Annotated in this window: 15 protein-coding genes; 9 read left to right on the plus strand and 6 right to left on the minus strand. The window is 46.4% G+C overall.

Annotated features, from left to right (window positions below):
- The first annotated feature begins 1 nt into the window (after position 1).
- From ITG12_RS25200 to ITG12_RS25220, 5 genes are all read left to right on the plus strand, one after another.
- Positions 2 to 886 carry a carbohydrate ABC transporter permease gene (locus ITG12_RS25200; RefSeq protein WP_038880193.1) on the plus strand — a complete coding sequence of 295 codons (885 nt, stop codon included), beginning with the start codon at positions 2 to 4 and terminating at the stop codon, positions 884 to 886.
- A 23-nt stretch (positions 887 to 909) separates the two neighbouring features.
- Positions 910 to 2259, plus strand: a complete 1350-nt coding sequence (locus ITG12_RS25205) for a GH1 family beta-glucosidase (RefSeq protein WP_038880196.1) — start codon at positions 910 to 912, stop codon at positions 2257 to 2259.
- Positions 2259 to 3353, plus strand: coding sequence for a sn-glycerol-3-phosphate ABC transporter ATP-binding protein UgpC (gene ugpC, locus ITG12_RS25210; RefSeq protein ID WP_038880199.1), 1095 nt, complete (start codon positions 2259 to 2261; stop codon positions 3351 to 3353). Before ITG12_RS25205 ends, ugpC begins: the two co-directional genes overlap by 1 nt.
- Positions 3354 to 3487: 134 nt before the next feature.
- A complete protein-coding gene (locus tag ITG12_RS25215; protein WP_038869764.1) occupies positions 3488 to 4510 on the plus strand; it encodes a substrate-binding domain-containing protein in 1023 nt (340 codons plus the stop codon).
- A 209-nt stretch (positions 4511 to 4719) separates the two neighbouring features.
- On the plus strand, positions 4720 to 6060 hold the full coding sequence (locus ITG12_RS25220) for an MATE family efflux transporter (RefSeq protein ID WP_038880201.1): 1341 nt from the start codon (positions 4720 to 4722) through the stop codon (positions 6058 to 6060).
- Positions 6061 to 6138: 78 nt separating this feature from the next.
- On the opposite strand, the gene ITG12_RS25225 is transcribed toward ITG12_RS25220, so the two are convergent.
- Positions 6139 to 7818, minus strand: a complete 1680-nt coding sequence (locus tag ITG12_RS25225; protein WP_038880204.1) for an RluA family pseudouridine synthase — start codon at positions 7816 to 7818, stop codon at positions 6139 to 6141.
- Positions 7819 to 8064: 246 nt separating this feature from the next.
- On the opposite strand from ITG12_RS25225, the gene yidD reads away from it, so the two are divergent.
- From yidD to ITG12_RS25240, 3 genes are all read left to right on the plus strand, one after another.
- A complete protein-coding gene (yidD, locus tag ITG12_RS25230; RefSeq protein ID WP_081635002.1) occupies positions 8065 to 8415 on the plus strand; it encodes a membrane protein insertion efficiency factor YidD in 351 nt (116 codons plus the stop codon).
- A 31-nt stretch (positions 8416 to 8446) separates the two neighbouring features.
- Positions 8447 to 9421, plus strand: a complete 975-nt coding sequence (locus tag ITG12_RS25235) for a DUF3137 domain-containing protein (protein WP_038880209.1) — start codon at positions 8447 to 8449, stop codon at positions 9419 to 9421.
- Between the two features lie 149 nt (positions 9422 to 9570).
- Positions 9571 to 10368: a Cof-type HAD-IIB family hydrolase gene (locus tag ITG12_RS25240; protein WP_038880211.1), complete on the plus strand. Its 798-nt coding sequence runs from the start codon at positions 9571 to 9573 to the stop codon at positions 10366 to 10368.
- A gap of 114 nt (positions 10369 to 10482) precedes the next feature.
- On the opposite strand, the gene ITG12_RS25245 is transcribed toward ITG12_RS25240, so the two are convergent.
- From ITG12_RS25245 to ITG12_RS25255, 3 genes are read right to left on the minus strand one after another with little or no spacing between them, the layout of a single operon-like run.
- Positions 10483 to 10887, minus strand: a complete 405-nt coding sequence (locus tag ITG12_RS25245; RefSeq protein ID WP_038880213.1) for a hypothetical protein — start codon at positions 10885 to 10887, stop codon at positions 10483 to 10485.
- Positions 10888 to 10897: 10 nt separating this feature from the next.
- On the minus strand, positions 10898 to 11989 hold the full coding sequence (locus ITG12_RS25250) for a GGDEF domain-containing protein (protein ID WP_038869750.1): 1092 nt from the start codon (positions 11987 to 11989) through the stop codon (positions 10898 to 10900).
- Positions 11990 to 11991: 2 nt separating this feature from the next.
- A complete protein-coding gene (locus ITG12_RS25255) occupies positions 11992 to 12453 on the minus strand; it encodes an oxidoreductase (protein WP_104026216.1) in 462 nt (153 codons plus the stop codon).
- 275 nt (positions 12454 to 12728) lie between these two features.
- Here ITG12_RS25255 and ITG12_RS25260 point away from each other — a divergent pair, with 275 nt between their 5' ends.
- On the plus strand, positions 12729 to 13100 hold the full coding sequence (locus ITG12_RS25260) for a DUF805 domain-containing protein (RefSeq protein ID WP_038869746.1): 372 nt from the start codon (positions 12729 to 12731) through the stop codon (positions 13098 to 13100).
- Positions 13101 to 13119: 19 nt separating this feature from the next.
- On the opposite strand, the gene ITG12_RS25265 is transcribed toward ITG12_RS25260, so the two are convergent.
- Both ITG12_RS25265 and fghA read right to left on the minus strand, forming a co-directional pair.
- Positions 13120 to 14310 carry a BamA/TamA family outer membrane protein gene (locus tag ITG12_RS25265; RefSeq protein ID WP_045422025.1) on the minus strand — a complete coding sequence of 397 codons (1191 nt, stop codon included), beginning with the start codon at positions 14308 to 14310 and terminating at the stop codon, positions 13120 to 13122.
- 196 nt (positions 14311 to 14506) lie between these two features.
- On the minus strand, positions 14507 to 15346 hold the full coding sequence (gene fghA / locus ITG12_RS25270; RefSeq protein WP_038880216.1) for an S-formylglutathione hydrolase: 840 nt from the start codon (positions 15344 to 15346) through the stop codon (positions 14507 to 14509).
- Positions 15347 to 15398 lie beyond the last annotated feature (52 nt).

A 15398-nucleotide genomic window follows, 5' to 3' on the forward strand; every position in this document is an offset into this window, starting at 1 on the left:
GATGACTACAACTACCTTACCTGCGGCGCAGCGTTGGCGTCCAAGCGATCGCAGCATCGAGATCTTTACCAAGATATTAATGGTGATGCTCGGCACTGTGTTGGTGGTGTCTGCCATCATGACTGTATTCCCATTCATTTGGTCGGCGTTGCTATCGACGCGTGACCGCACTGAAATCTTCGGCACAGGCATCAGCTTTGCGATTGGCGACAGCCTCGCGGTGAACTACGCCAAGTTACTGGAAATCATGCCTTTTTGGCAGGCGATGTTTAACTCTATATACATCGCGTTCCTAGGTACCACGATTTCATTGTTGTTTTGTAGCATGGGTGGTTACGCCTTTGCGGTGTACAAGTTCAAGGGAAAAAACCTGCTGTTTGGCATGCTGGTTGGTTCGATGATGATTCCACCTGTATTGAGCTTGATCCCGTACTTCATGATCGTGAAGTTTCTTGGCTTACTCGATAACCACTTAGCGGTTTGGTTGCCGTTCACGACCACACCATTTGGTATTTTCTTGATGCGCCAACACGTCGTGGCATCGATTCCTAAAGAGCTGTTAGAAGCGGCGAAGTTAGATGGCGCAGGTGAATTCCGTACTTACTGGAGCGTGGTATTGCCACTGATGAAACCGGCGCTCGCAACCCTAGCAATCGTGCAGTTTGTCTTCTTCTGGAACATGTTTATGCAGCCACTTGTGGTTCTGACAACGCCAGAAAACTACGTGATTACGCAGGCACTGCGAAGTGTGCAGGGCATTCCGAATACGCCGTGGGGAGCGGTGATGCTCGGAACCACCATCTCCATTTTACCGTTAGTGATTACTTACTTATTTGCCTCAAAACAGATGATCAGCGGCTTGACCTCTGGTGCCGTCAAGGGCTAAGCGAAATAAAAGGTTTTATAACAATGAATAAATTCCAACTACCACAAGATTCAAAATTACGTAGCCCAGAGTTCTTATTTGGTGTCGCAACCTCTTCTTATCAGATTGAAGGCGGTGCGCAGCTAGGTGGTCGTACACCTTCGATTTGGGACACGTTTTGCAATAAGCCAGGCGCAGTTGATAACGCAGACAATGGCGACGTTGCATGTGATCACTTCCATTTGTGGAAACAAGACATCGAGATGATCCAAGGTTTGGGTGTGGGCGCTTACCGTCTATCGATGGCGTGGCCTCGCATCATTCCTGAAGATGGTAAGGTGAATGAAGAAGGCTTGAAGTTCTATGAGCAAATCATCGATGAGTGCCACGCTCGCGGTTTGAAGGTTTTCGTGACTCTATACCACTGGGACCTACCTCAATACTTAGAAGACAAAGGCGGTTGGCTAAACCGAGAAACAGCTTACAAGTTTGAGGAATACGCGAAGGTAGTTAGTGCTTACTTCGGTGATAAGATAGATTCATACGCAACATTAAACGAACCGTTCTGCTCTGCTTATTTAGGTTACCGCTGGGGTGAACATGCTCCGGGTCTTAAGGGGGAACGTGAAGGTTTCTTGTCTGCGCACCACTTGATGTTGGCCCATGGTCTTGCGATTCCACACATGCGTAAGAATGCACCCAATGCGATGCACGGTTGTGTCTTCAATGCGACGCCAGCTTACCCATACAGTGACGCAGACATTGGTGCGGCAGAATACAGTGATGCAGAAGGCTACCATTGGTTTATGGACCCAGTACTGAAGGGGGAATACCCTCAAATTGTGTTGGATCGTCAGGCGCATAACCTACCTATGATTCTGGAAGGTGACCTCGATATTATTCAAACTGACTTGGACTTTATTGGCATTAACTTCTACACCCGTTGTGTGGTGCGCTACAACGAACATGGCGATATTGAAACAGTACCTCAACCGGAGCAAGAGCACACATTCATTGGTTGGGAAATTCACCCACAAGCGCTAACGGATTTACTCCTGCGTTTGAATGACCGTTACCCGAACCTACCACCACTTTACATCACTGAAAACGGCGCGGCTGGTGATGACCATTGCATTGACGGCGAAGTGAATGATGAGCAACGTGTGCGTTACTTCCAGCAGCACCTAGAAGCGCTAGATGCTGCTATTAAGGCTGGTGTGAAGGTCGATGGTTACTTCGCTTGGAGCCTAATGGATAACTTTGAGTGGGCTTATGGTTATAAGCAGCGCTTTGGCATTGTTCACGTGGATTACCAAACGCAAAAACGCACCTTAAAAGCGAGCGCAATTGCTTATCGCAACATGCTGCTAGATCGAGCAGAGGAGAACCAGTAATGGCAAAAGTCGAATTCAAAAACATCAAGAAATCCTACGATGATGTTGAGGTTGTGAAACACTTCGACTTTACGGTTCAAGATGGCGAGTTTGTGGTTTTTCTCGGTCCTTCGGGCTGTGGTAAGTCGACTACACTACGTATGCTTGCGGGGTTGGAAAGCATCACTGGTGGTGAGATTTACGTCGGTGACAAGTTGATGAACAAAGTCGATGCCAAAGACCGTGACCTTGCGATGGTGTTCCAAAGTTATGCACTGTACCCACATATGACGGTTTACGAGAACATCGCTTTTGCCCTTAAGCTAAAAGGGATGTCAAAAGATCAAATCGATGTCGAAGTACGCAAAGCTGCGAAAATGCTTGAGCTTGACGCGTTATTAGAACGTAAGCCAAAAGAGTTGTCTGGTGGTCAACGTCAACGCGTGGCAATGGGTCGTGCAATGGTACGTACGCCAAAAGTATTCCTGTTTGATGAGCCTTTGTCGAACCTAGATGCCAAGTTACGTGGCGTCATGCGTGAAGAGATCAAACACCTTCACCGTGAACTGAAGACCACTACCATTTACGTGACACATGATCAGATTGAAGCCATGACATTGGCGGATCGCATCGTGATTCTAAAAGATGGTTATGTGGCTCAGGTCGGTACACCAACAGAAGTGTTCCAACGCCCGGCAAACAAATTTGTGGCTCAGTTTATTGGTAACCCATCAATGAACATGCTGGATGCGAAGCTAGTGGGTGAGGAAGGCAACTGGGAAGTGGAATTGGGCGAGGTTCGTATTCCGTTGCCAGAACGTTTTAAAGCGCATGCGTCTAAGAACTTAGCTTTGCACTTTGGTGTTCGTCCAACGGATATCCATCTGCGTGCAGAACAGGTCGATCACGATCGCGTACTGCCATTCCCTGTCAAAATTAAAGACAAGGAGCTACTAGGCGCCAGCATTCTATTGAAGACTGAAATCGCGGGCCAGCCTTTGATGGTGGAAACTCAAGCCGCAGAAGTGGATGTGGACACACTCACACTTTACTTAGATTTGGATGCTATTCATCTATTTGATGCGCTGAGTGAAAACTCGCTCGCAACATTCTAAATCCCCGATATGAAAGCCAGTGCGCGTTTGCGTACTGGCGACTTATCTAGTTCTCATTTCCCTTATCAAAACGTTGTCGCGCTCCCCGTCGCAACTTATATTTTTATTATTAGCTTGCTGGGAAAATTCCTACAATGAAAAAAAATAAAAAAGCGGCATCCATTTATGATGTGGCAAAGTTGGCGGGGGTTTCCCCGAGTACCGTTTCACGTTTCCTCAATCGCACGACGTATGTCTCTGACGAGAAAAGTCAGAATATTGAAAAGGCGATCAAATCACTCGGTTACAAACCGAACTATCAAATGGGACAGGGCACCAATACGCGTTCAATGACGATAGGTGTGCTGATCCAGCATCCTGAAAGTCCACACTCCAGTCGTATCTTGAATGACATGGAAAAGGGGCTCAATGCTCAGGGGTATTCACTTGTGATTGCTACAGGGCATTGGCAGCGTTCACTGGAATCTCATGCTTTGGAGTATTTGGCAAAGAGTAATGTAGACGGTGTAATCATCGTGACGGGCAGTTTAACGGAAGAGCAGATTCTCGATTATGCCCAGCGAATTCCCGTCGTTGCTGTTGGATATGACGTGATAGGTGACAAGGTTCGATCGATAAATATAGATAATGTATTGGGCGGATACATGGCGACGCTGCATCTAATGCAACAGGGCCATGTGAATATCGCCCATATCAAAGGGTTGTTGAATCAACCGGATGCGGTGGCTCGTTTTGTGGGATACAAAAATGCCCTGCAAGAAGCAGGTATTAAAGTGTTGCCAAAATTGGTCAAGCAAGGCGATTTCAGCAGTGAAACCGGTTATGAAAAAACCGTTGAGTTGATTGAATCGAAAGTGCACTTTTCAGCACTGTTTGCTGCCAATGACCAAACGGCCTATGGGGCGATAAAGGCATTGCATGATCATGGTATTCGTGTGCCTCAAGATGTCTCTGTGATTGGTTTTGATGACTTGCCAACTTCGCAATATTTCACACCTGCGCTTACCACAATGCGTCAACCGATTGAAGAAGTTGGTGCAGTTTGTGCTGAGTCCATTCTCAATTTGTTGAGCGGAGATAGGCACGAAGTTCGTCTACCACCGATTGATCTGATTGTCCGTCAATCGACTGTGTCTAAGTTTCGTTCTCCGAGTTAAAGTGCGTCTCTAATCCATTAGAAAATATTTTGCGAAACAGGCGAAATATCGCTGTATTTGTGACCAAAGTCCGTCTAGAATTCGCGCCTGCATTTTGTTGATTAAATACACAATCAACAAACATAGCCAAATTCTAAGAAATCTAATTTTTTGAACTGCCTCACAGTTTTCTGTGGGGCAGTTTTAGTTGTAGGAAAGGTCCCAAACACATGCCTAAAAGCCAGAATATCAACCAACGTATGTCCATCGTGGCATTGGCTTGGCCGATACTTGTCGAAATTTTGCTACGGACGGCTTTAGGAACCAGTGACGTATTCATGTTGAGTGGTTACTCAGACAAAGCCGTGTCTGCGGTCGGCGTTATCACTCAATTAACGTTTTTCCTGATCATCGTATCCACCTTTGTCAGTAGTGGCACGGGCATTTTGATTGCGCAATATAACGGTGCAGGGCGTGAAAGAGAGTCGGTCGATGTCGGTGTCGCCAGTGTTGCGTTATCGGTCATTGTTGGTGCGTTCTTAAGTGTACTCGCCGTGATTGGCGCGGTTTTCTTCTTACCGTATTACGGCTTAGAAGCTCAGGTTGAGCAATATGCGCGCGAGTACCTGCTGATCAGCGGTGCGATGACGTTCAACGTCACCATCGGTATCGTCTTTACCACGATTCTGCGTAGCCACGGTTATTCACGCTCACCAATGGTAGTGAACCTGATCTCTGGTGTGTTCAACATCATCGGTAACTACATTGCACTTTATCAGCCATTTGGCGTGCCTGTTTATGGAGTAGAGGGCGTAGCGGTTGCAACGGTAGTTAGCCAAGTCATTGGTACGTTATTGTTGGGCGTGATTTTGAAACGCAGCAGCATTGAACTGCCTATGTCCAAGGTAAAACAAGTGCCGAAAGACGTGTTCAAGAAGATCTTAAAAATCGGTGGAATGAACGCGGGTGAGGTGCTGTCTTACAACATGGCGCAGATCTGTATCGTGTATTTTGTAGTGCAAATGGGGACGTCATCACTTGCGGCGTTTACTTATGCGCAAAACATCGCGCGTTTCTCGTTCGCCTTTGCGTTGGCCATTGGACAGGCGGCTCAAATTCAGACTGGCTATTACATAGGTAAAGGTTGGGTAACCAGTATTCTGAAACGCGTGCAGATTTATTTCTTAGTTGGCTTTGCTGCATCAACGGCGGCAACGTGTTTGATCTACCTGTTCCACGAAGAGATTTTGAGTGTATTTACCGATCAGCCTGAAATCTTGGCATTGGCAGGCGCATTGGTGATGGGCTCAATCGTGCTAGAAGCGGGCCGCGTGTTTAACCTTATCTTCATCTCGGCACTGAAAGGCGCTGGAGATATCAAGTTCCCAGTACAGATGGGTATTCTGAGCATGTGGGGCTTGGGTGTGGTGTTTTCTTACCTCTTCGGTATTCATTTGGGTTACGGCGTGATTGGTGCTTGGATGGCGATTGCGCTGGATGAATGGGTACGCGGTATCATCATGGCAAGACGCTGGCGCTCTCAAGTGTGGACGAAGTTTAAGGTGAGTTAACCTTATCTCGCTCTAAACGTAAAAAAGGCACTGAAATTCAGTGCCTTTTTGCTATCTATTCTGCATTGATAAGTCGTTTTAAAACTCACACTCTGCTTGGAAACACATACGCTCTTTGCTGTATGGATGGTCTAACTCCAACATCTCAGCGTGCAAATGCAGGCGGTTGGCTTTTTCGCCATACAAGCCGTCACCAACCATTGCCATGTTCAATCCCATGTGGTGGGCGCTGTGTACACGAAGCTGGTGGGTTCGCCCTGTTTTCGGGTACATGTATACCTTGCTGCGTCCGTCTTTCACTTCAATCAGTTGCCAGTAAGTTTCAGCGGTCTTACCGTGTTCAAAGCACACCAGTTGACGTGGACGGTCATCTGGATCGCCACGCATCGGCAGCGAGATTTCACCTTCAGGTTCGGTTAACACGCCTTCTAACAGCGCCATATAACGCTTTTGTACGCCACGTGTGATGAATTGCTTTTGCAGGCTCTTGTTGGCGCGTTTGGTTAAAGCAAACACCAAAATCCCCGAAGTTGCCATATCCAAGCGATGAATCACGAACGGCCCTTCGACATCAGGGAACATGGCTTGCAGGCGTGTGTACGCTGAATCCTTGATGGTTTTGCCCGGAACGGAAAGCAGACCTGAAGGCTTGTTGACGATCACCATGGCTTCGTCTTGGAAGAGAATTTCCAGCTCTTTATCTTCTGCCCAGTTTTCTGCTAATGGGTTTGGTTCCACATCCAAGCCTTGCAGCATGTGCCCCAAAATCGGTTGGCATTTGCTGTTGCAAGATGGGTAGAACTTCTTGTGCTGGCGCACTTCCGACTTCGGTGAGACGCCCCACCAAAATTCAGCCAACGCAAGCGGTTGGTAGCCATGTTTGTATGCGAACTGAAGCAGTTTCGGCGCTGCACATTCACCTGCACCTGCTGGTGGTACTGGGTTGGTGGTAGGAGCAAAAATGTCCACCAAATCGCGCTCGGCACTGTGGTTGTCCAAGAAGCGGTATTGCTTATGCAGTTTGTGCTGCAGCGCATTAGACAAATCTTTGCGCTGCTCTTTAAGTTCTGCCAGTTTTTGTTCTAGCTCAGTTAAGCGCGCTTCTTTGATTGCTAGCTTTTCGTCCCAAGCCTGTTTGAGGTACTTGAGGACATTCTTCTCGGCCACACTTTGTTTACCCAAATCATCCAGTAGCACTGTCAGATCTTCTGGACTCAGAGTTTGTTCACCTTGTTTGCGTTGCTGTTTTCGCTCCGCACGACCAGCAATCATCACTTGGCGATGGGCATTCTCTTCTTGCTGATACGCTTCACGGTCTGCTTTGATTTCTGCTTTAAGTTGTGCCAGTTCAGGGTTGGCAGCAAAGGCTTTGTATTCCGCGTTCGCAGCATTAATGGCATCTGTCTCACCCCGGAAGAAACCTTCTTCTGTCAGCATGTCGAATACGGGTGGAACAAAACCTGGAAGCAAGTTTTGATCGGCAATCTTGCCTGAGAATGCACTGAAATAACCAAGCACACCTTGCAGGTTACGCACTAGCAAAACACCGAACATCTTGCCACGTCCATTTTGCTCATCCTCAAGACCAAAATCGTGTTCGAAGTCAGTTTGTGTTGTGAGGTGCTGCTGTAATTGCTCGGCAGCCAACACACATAATGGGTGAGGCGTGTAGTAGAACGGAAACGTAAACTGCGCCGGCAAGTCGTAGCCAGAAATGTCCGCAGTAAATCGAGTAAAGCATTGTTCAGGCGAGTGCATGAGAGTGAGTCCGCGCGAAATAAAAATCGAGCACGGATTGTACCTGTTTTGGCAGTGATTGCTATTCGAAGGCGCTCCTGAGCTAGCTGTGTCGGCTTGCCTTTACTTTCTATCTCAATGATTTTCATCGCTTAGAGCGCAGAAATCAGGATTGCGTTTGAAATGATTAATTTGAGTGATGTACTGTCTTGATTGATTAGTAAAGGCGTAGTTCTCAAATGACTCATTAGATGCAAAAGGAAAAGCATGTCTAAACTGGTGTTGGCATTGATACGATTTTATCAACGCTATCTTTCCCCACACAAAGGCTTCCGCTGCGCTCATGCGGTGTATTACGGCACGGATTCTTGTTCTGCTGCCATCAGCAAAATGATTCAACGCAAGGGAGTGATCTCTAGCTATAGCAGCGTTCAAAACCAATTCGAACGCTGTCGACATGCGCATCAACGTCTGCAAAATGGGGATTCTTCCCATAACCGAAAAAGGCGTAAGAACAAAGACTCATCTTGTGTGACAGATATGGGGTGCAACTCTTTGGACTGTCTTCCTAGTGATGCGTGTAGCGGTGGTAATGATTCATCTTGTAGTTGTTGGTAATGGACTCAACTCTAAAAATGAAAGGAAAGTGATGACGACAGATCAGCTCAAAACACTGTTTGAAAATGACTTAAGGCACAAACTCGAACCGCTTGAAGCTTTACGTTTAGAAGCACTGCGTCGACGCAAGTTTCTAGGTTTGGCGGTTCTGGGTTTCTTTGGCACAGTCGTGTTTGACCTCACTACCTCCGCCATGATGTTTGTTCTTTTGGCATTGATGCTCGGCGGTTGGGCGTACTTCAATCAAAAGCACAATCAGTTTCGCACGACCTACAAGCAGCACATCATGCAGAGCTTGTTAGCGCACATTGAGCCCTCACTCAGTTGGGACCCAAATCGTAAACTTTCCAAAGAAGCCTTCGAGCACAGTGGTTTGTATTTAGACCGTTGTGATGGTTTCGAGAGTGATGATTTTATTTCAGGCACCATTGGAGAAGCGAAGGTGGTGATGTCTGAGATAGAAGCGTCAAAGCTCATCAGTTCAGGAAGCGATAGTTCGAGTAAGCATCACGTGTTTTTTGCGGGGTTGTTTTGTGAAATAGACGTTCCGATGAATGACGACGTTTGCACCTTTGTTTTGAGTGACCGCGATGATGGGCCAACGCTTCGTGAAAAGCTGTGGGACCGTTTCTTCAAGATTCAGATAGGTAAAAGAGTGCGAATGGGTCACCCAGAGTTTGACCAACAGTATGAGGTGTACAGCGACGATTTAGACACCGCAAAGCAACTGCTGACGGATGAATTGATCGAGCGTGTGCTGACTTTTCATCGTGAGAGCGAGTTTTCTCGCTTGTCGTTTTCTCAAGTGAACGGAAAGCTCTATATTGCCATTTCGCATTGGAAAGAACTGTTTGAGCCAAAATTGGATGAGCCAGCGGGGGAGTTTGAAGCCGTTGCTGAGATTTATCGCGAACTCGATTTCTTGATTGGCACTATTCACAGTCTGGAGTTGGCCAAACCAATGGTTCAGCCCATGGCGGAATCTAGTACCTTGGCTACCGCCTAATTTCCTCATTATCTCAAGTTGATTCCTGAATGATACCCTATCATTTCAGCTTGAGATTCACCCAATATCCTGTACCTTACCAAGACTATTTTTTGCAGCCTGCTTTCATTCGATGAGTGACCTGCGCTGCTTTATTTGAGTTTAAGTTCATGTCACAAGCTAGCATCAAATTTATTGCCACCGATATGGATGGCACCTTACTTGACCAATACGGTCGTTTAGACCCTGAGTTCTTTGATCTGTTTTTGCAGCTAGAAGAGAAGGGAATTCTATTCTCGGCGGCATCGGGGCGTCAGTACTACAGTTTGCGCGATACGTTTGCACCGATTCAAGACCGTATGATTTATGTGGCGGAAAACGGCACCTTGGTGATGTACCAAGATAAAGAGCTATACAGCTGCACCATTCCAAAAACAGAAATTGATGCGATCATCCAAGCGGCTCGTGAGATTGAAGGTACGCACCTAGTGCTGTGTGGTAAGCGTTCGGCTTACATTGAAACTAAAGATCCTAAAGCGTTGGAAGAGTTCCAGAAGTACTACCATCGCTGTGAATACGTGCCAGATCTACTGGCCGTTGACGATGAGTTTATCAAGGTAGCGATTTGTCACTTTGGTGGTTCTGAAGAGTTGGTTTTCCCAACCATGAGTGCGAAGTTTGGTTACAGCCATCAAGTTGTGGTGAGCGCGAAGATTTGGCTAGACGTGATGAATGCAGAAGCATCAAAAGGCGCGGCGATCAAACACCTTCAAGATACCATGGGGTTTGGTCCAGAAGAGACCATGACGTTTGGTGATTACCTGAATGACCTAGAGATGCTGCAAGTGAGCGAGCATTCCTACGCGATGGAAAACGCGCACGAAGCGGTGAAGAAAATCGCACGTTTCTCCGCACCAAGCAATCGTGACTCGGGCGTAATGAAAGTGATCAAAGAGAAAGTGCTTTAATCTCTGCCTCGCCAGTTTCGAACATAAAAAGCCCCGCAACGTAATGAACGGGGCTTTTGTTTATCTCAAGTTAAGTATCTGCAGCTAAGTAGCTGAAGCTAAGTATGCGTCTGCTTAGCGGACGTATTTCGCTGTCGCGCTGACAAACCAATGTTGCAACTTGCCATCTGGGTTCTCTACCCACAGGTCGTTATGGTAGCGGTAGATGCGACCATTCACGGTGAGGGTTAGCGTGTTATCACCGGTTTGCTCCATGCGAATAAACTGATCAGAAGTTACCAAAAACGGCTCCAAATCATCCGTGCTTGCGCCTTTGTACACCACGAAGTAACCAAACATATTGCCGGCATCTGGGTCTGTCGAATGAATGCGATGGCCAACCAGTGTGTAGTTGTCGTTGAGCGCTTCTTCGAGGGTTTGTGCACCTACGGTTTCGTGAGAAGGGATAAATACCCAAGCCAGTACACCTATCGCGATCACTAGCAGTAATAGTACTGCTCGCATGAAGTTTTTCATCATGGTTATCCGTTTAACGTTGGAATTTCATTTTGTACATGCGCTTATCCGCTAAATTGATCAGGAAGTCAATGTTGTCTGCGTCTTGCGGGTAGCTAGCGACCCCCAAACTTGTCGATAGGCCATTGGCTTGCTCAGAGGAGAGAATCGGCTTTTCAAACACCACATTGATATGGTGCGTGACTTCATCGATTTTCGTTTGATCAATAGAGTCGACGATCACGGCAAATTCGTCGCCGCCCATGCGATACACGGCAAAGTCATCCAGCGCCATTTGGCTTAGACGAGTTGCGATTTCTATGAGCGCAATATCGCCAGCTTGATGGCCTAAGGTGTCATTGATGTCCTTAAAGCCGTTTAAATCGAGCAGCATTAGTGAGAAAGGCGAGTTGGTTTCTTCCTTTCGGTGTAAATCAATAAACAGCGCGCTTCGGTTAGCAAGCTTGGTGAGCGGATCGCTCAATGCCATTTTTTTGTGGAACTTGGACTCACGTTTATAAAAATACGTCAACAGTGCAACGGTTAGGACAAAGATACCGAGCAATACGTATTGCGCTTGCAGCAAGTTATACGCTTTCTCTTGTTGATGTTTGTAGAGGGGACTGGCAACACGAAAATGCAGAGTGACGTAATCGATCATTTGCATGTAGAGGTTTTGAGTTTCACGATAAAACTGACTCGCGGCGACGCTACTGCCCGTTTTCGCTTCTACTAATATTGGTTCGAGTTGTTGGAATTGGTCAAACAGAGAAAGAAAATAAACTCGAACCTCTTCTCGTGAGAGAAAAGAATCGGCTTCTTTATTGTTAATCAGCAAATCAAAACGGCTCCACGCTAGCTCGTATTGCAGCTCAGCGGAATCAATGTTCATCACGCTTTCGTTCAAGCGTCGAGCTTCCCCTACCAGTTCAGATAATTCTTTCGAAAGATGGAACAAGAACCAAGTGGCTTGGTTTTGTTGATCCGAATAGGTTTTAGTGAGCGCTCGAGTTTCTTGCAGTAGGAGTACGTTTGCGAACAGCAGTGTGGATGCAAATATCAGTAAGAGTAACTTGCTCTTGGTTGAAAATGGCCCCTGATGAGGGGGATTGGGCTTTGCTTTCATTGTTATTCTTCTTTCGCGCTGATCCTGTTTATTTGCCACACCATTTGTGAATGGTATAGGGCGATATCAATTTCCGGATATTCATCCATTGAGTAGATCAGCCAGTATGGGCCTTTATTTCTTACTTTAATGTAATGATGGTTTTGCTTATACGCCACGATCGGTTGATAGCGCAGGATGTCTTCGCGCGAGAGGTTTGAATGGTAGTCATTAAGTGCACGAACTTCGACACGCTCAGGTACTTTGCCAAAGGCATGTTGTAGGAGGGTGCTAAGTTTTACACCGTCAAATTCTGCTGGGCTGTCTAGCCAAGGAAGTTGTGTGGTGTAAGTGGTTTGAGGCAAGGACTCTAAGTCTTTTAGTGCCACAACGACATTGGGTTTCTCAGGACTGCTAAACTGTATTGTGTTTGCAAAAAGTATTGGTGCAAACAAAAGCAAAGCGAGTGCTAGTGTTTTTCTCATCTTGTGCCCTTTGATTTTTATTGCCGGCATTGCAACTAGAGCGAACATCGCCAGTTAAAATCTCGGTCATATATTTATTAATAATAGAGCCAACCTGATGGTTTTATATAATACGTTATGGGTGAAAAGTAACCGTTGGTGGAATATACGTCAAGGTTAATGAGAGAGTTAAAAATAGAACTATTGGATGAATATATAATTTCGTTCATTTTATGTGCAACTTGCACCACGTTGTCTAACTTTCGCGACACATTCAACTCAATCGGAGATGCGATATGTTTGATTGGTATTACAAGGTTATCCTCAATTACACCAACTTTAGTGGTAGAGCAAGACGCCAAGAGTATTGGTACTTTACGTTGGTGAATGTGTTGGTCAATTTAGTCATGGCTATCATCGATAGGGTGATTGGTAGCCTGATGCAAATGGATAATTTTGGTTTTTTCGGTGTGATTTATGCGCTGTTTATTATGATACCGTCGATAGCGGTCACCGTGCGTCGCTTACATGATTCAGGACGCTCAGGTTGGTGGGCCCTTATCGCCTTTGTTCCAATTATAGGTATTTTGGTGCTGTTGTACTTCTTGATTCAAGACAGTGAAGAAGGCTCGAACCAATACGGTGCGAACCCTAAATATCAATCATGATGATGAGAACCGAGTGGGTTTACATGCCTGAGCCCACTTGGAAATAAACCGCACTGTCCTCATCGCTGAAGGCAAAGTCCATACCTGCTTGTAACCCATAACGACGAGCGATGAGGTAACGAAAGCCGACGCCATAAGCGTATTCGGCGTCATTTTCGAATAACGACTCATTTGTTGATGCGTAACCAAAACCGCCAAAGATATTGGTCGACCAGCGGGTATTCCATTGGTAAGTCAGTTGAGATTCTACTGATAAGGTTTCGTCACCTTGATAGCGATTTCTCGCCACGCCACGCAGTTCAATGTCTGGGTAAGACGCTGGTGGTAAAAAGCGTTCGTCAGTGTAGAGTGCCTTGTATTGTCCACGCAGTGCCAACGACCAGTCGTCTGCCAGTTCCCAATAACTAATCCCCTCTACATCCAACTGCTCGTATTCGTAATCACTGCCAATGGCGTCGTTGTACCAAAGATACTCCGCTTTGTAGTTGTAGCCCTCGGTTGGACTAAAGAAGTTGTTTCGGCTGTCCCATTCCACTGTTAAGCCCAATCCAGAGGTGGTGGGTGAGGTATTGGTCAAGGTTTGCAGCAGCTTATCTGCAACAGGGGAGTTAGTGATTTTCTGATCGGTGACGAAATAGAGTTGTTTCACCCCGATAAACAACGGGGCATCAATAATGCGGTATTGAAGATGGTTGAGCATGCCGCCGCCAGTAATCTCGAAATCTAACCCCTTACCATTAAATACGTTATCTAGCCCAGGTAAGGAGGATTGTGGATAGAAGGTCATATTAAAGTCGCCATATCCGACGCCACCAAGGTAACGAACCGTGTCTTGCGCCCAGGTCCGGCGGTGACCAAGAAAGCCCATCCAAGTGCCGTTTTCAGTCGCGAAACCACCTACTGCGGTGATTGCAGGTGTTAACAGTTGGGCGCCTCCATCGAGAGACGTTTCGGCTAACTCACGTCTTTTCTCTCGTTGCTCATCGGATTCATGCAAGAACACGCCAGTAAAGCCCAAACCGTAGCCGACGGCAGGCTCAGTAATCACAATCGGAACAGGTAGAAAGCCATAGGCGTTTTCAGCAAGGTATTCGCCCATATCTAATTGCCCATCGATGGGATCGAAGAAGCTTATCGCCTCGGCAATAGGAGAGGTTGCTAACAACCCGAAGCAAGTCGAGGTTAACAGGGCTGACGTTGGTTTTTTCATACAGTGTTAGCGATAATTGAATGATGTTCAATTACAAGTTAGACGTCATTTCGGCAAATTGCAATGGGGGCTGTGTAAAGGGGAGGTGAGTGTTTTTAGAACACAAAAAGCCACCCAATGAATGAGTGGCTTTGTATAGGACAAGATATTAAACCGTTTGGTTTTTCATCGCTTTTTGTTTTATCACCAGCAAGTACTACGCAAATAAGTGCTTCGCATGGAAGTTTAAGTGCTCAGCAATAAAGCTCGAAATAAAGAAGTAGCTGTGGTCGTAACCTGATTGCATTCGCAATTCAACTTCAGAATCATGAGCTTTTGCTGCCGCCAGTAACGCATCTGGTTTCAATTGCTCAGCAAGGAAGTTATCTGCATCACCTTGGTCGACTAAAATCGGCAATGGGGATTTGTTTTGCTTAAGTAATTCGCTCGCATCGTATTGTTTCCAACTCTCAATATCTGTGCCTAGGTAAGCGGTAAACGCTTTTTGGCCCCAAGGACATTGCATTGGGTTACTGATTGGGCTGAACGCTGAAATTGAGCGGTATTGGCTCGCGTTTTTCAAACCAATCGTGATTGCACCGTGACCACCCATGCTGTGACCGGAAATCGACTTCACATCTGAAACCGGGAAGTTGCTTTCTATGATCGCAGGCAGCTCTTTGGTGATGTAATCGTACATATGGTAATGACGTGACCACGGTTCTTGCGTCGCGTTTAGGTAGAAACCTGCGCCTTTACCTAGGTCGTAATTTTCGTCGTCTGCCACGTCGTCACCGCGAGGGCTTGTATCTGGCGCCACAATCGCGATACCCAACTCTGCTGCCATTTGAAATGCACCGGCTTTCTGCATGAAATTCTCGTCGGTACAAGTCAGGCCAGATAACCAGTAAACCACTGGAACTGGGTTTGATTTTGTTGCATTAGGTGGCAAGAAAATCGCAAAGCGCATGTTGCAATTGAGTGTGCGAGATTCGTGCGTGTACTGTTTATGCCAACCACCGAATACTTTGGCTTGGCTTAGGCTTTCAATGGTCATGGATAATCTCTCGATAAAACAATGTTTATTTAAAAACAGTGAGTATTTAAAA

Origin of the sequence: Vibrio sp. ED002, from assembly GCF_023277445.1 — a bacterium.
Taxonomy (GTDB): Bacteria; Pseudomonadota; Gammaproteobacteria; order Enterobacterales; family Vibrionaceae; genus Vibrio; species Vibrio jasicida.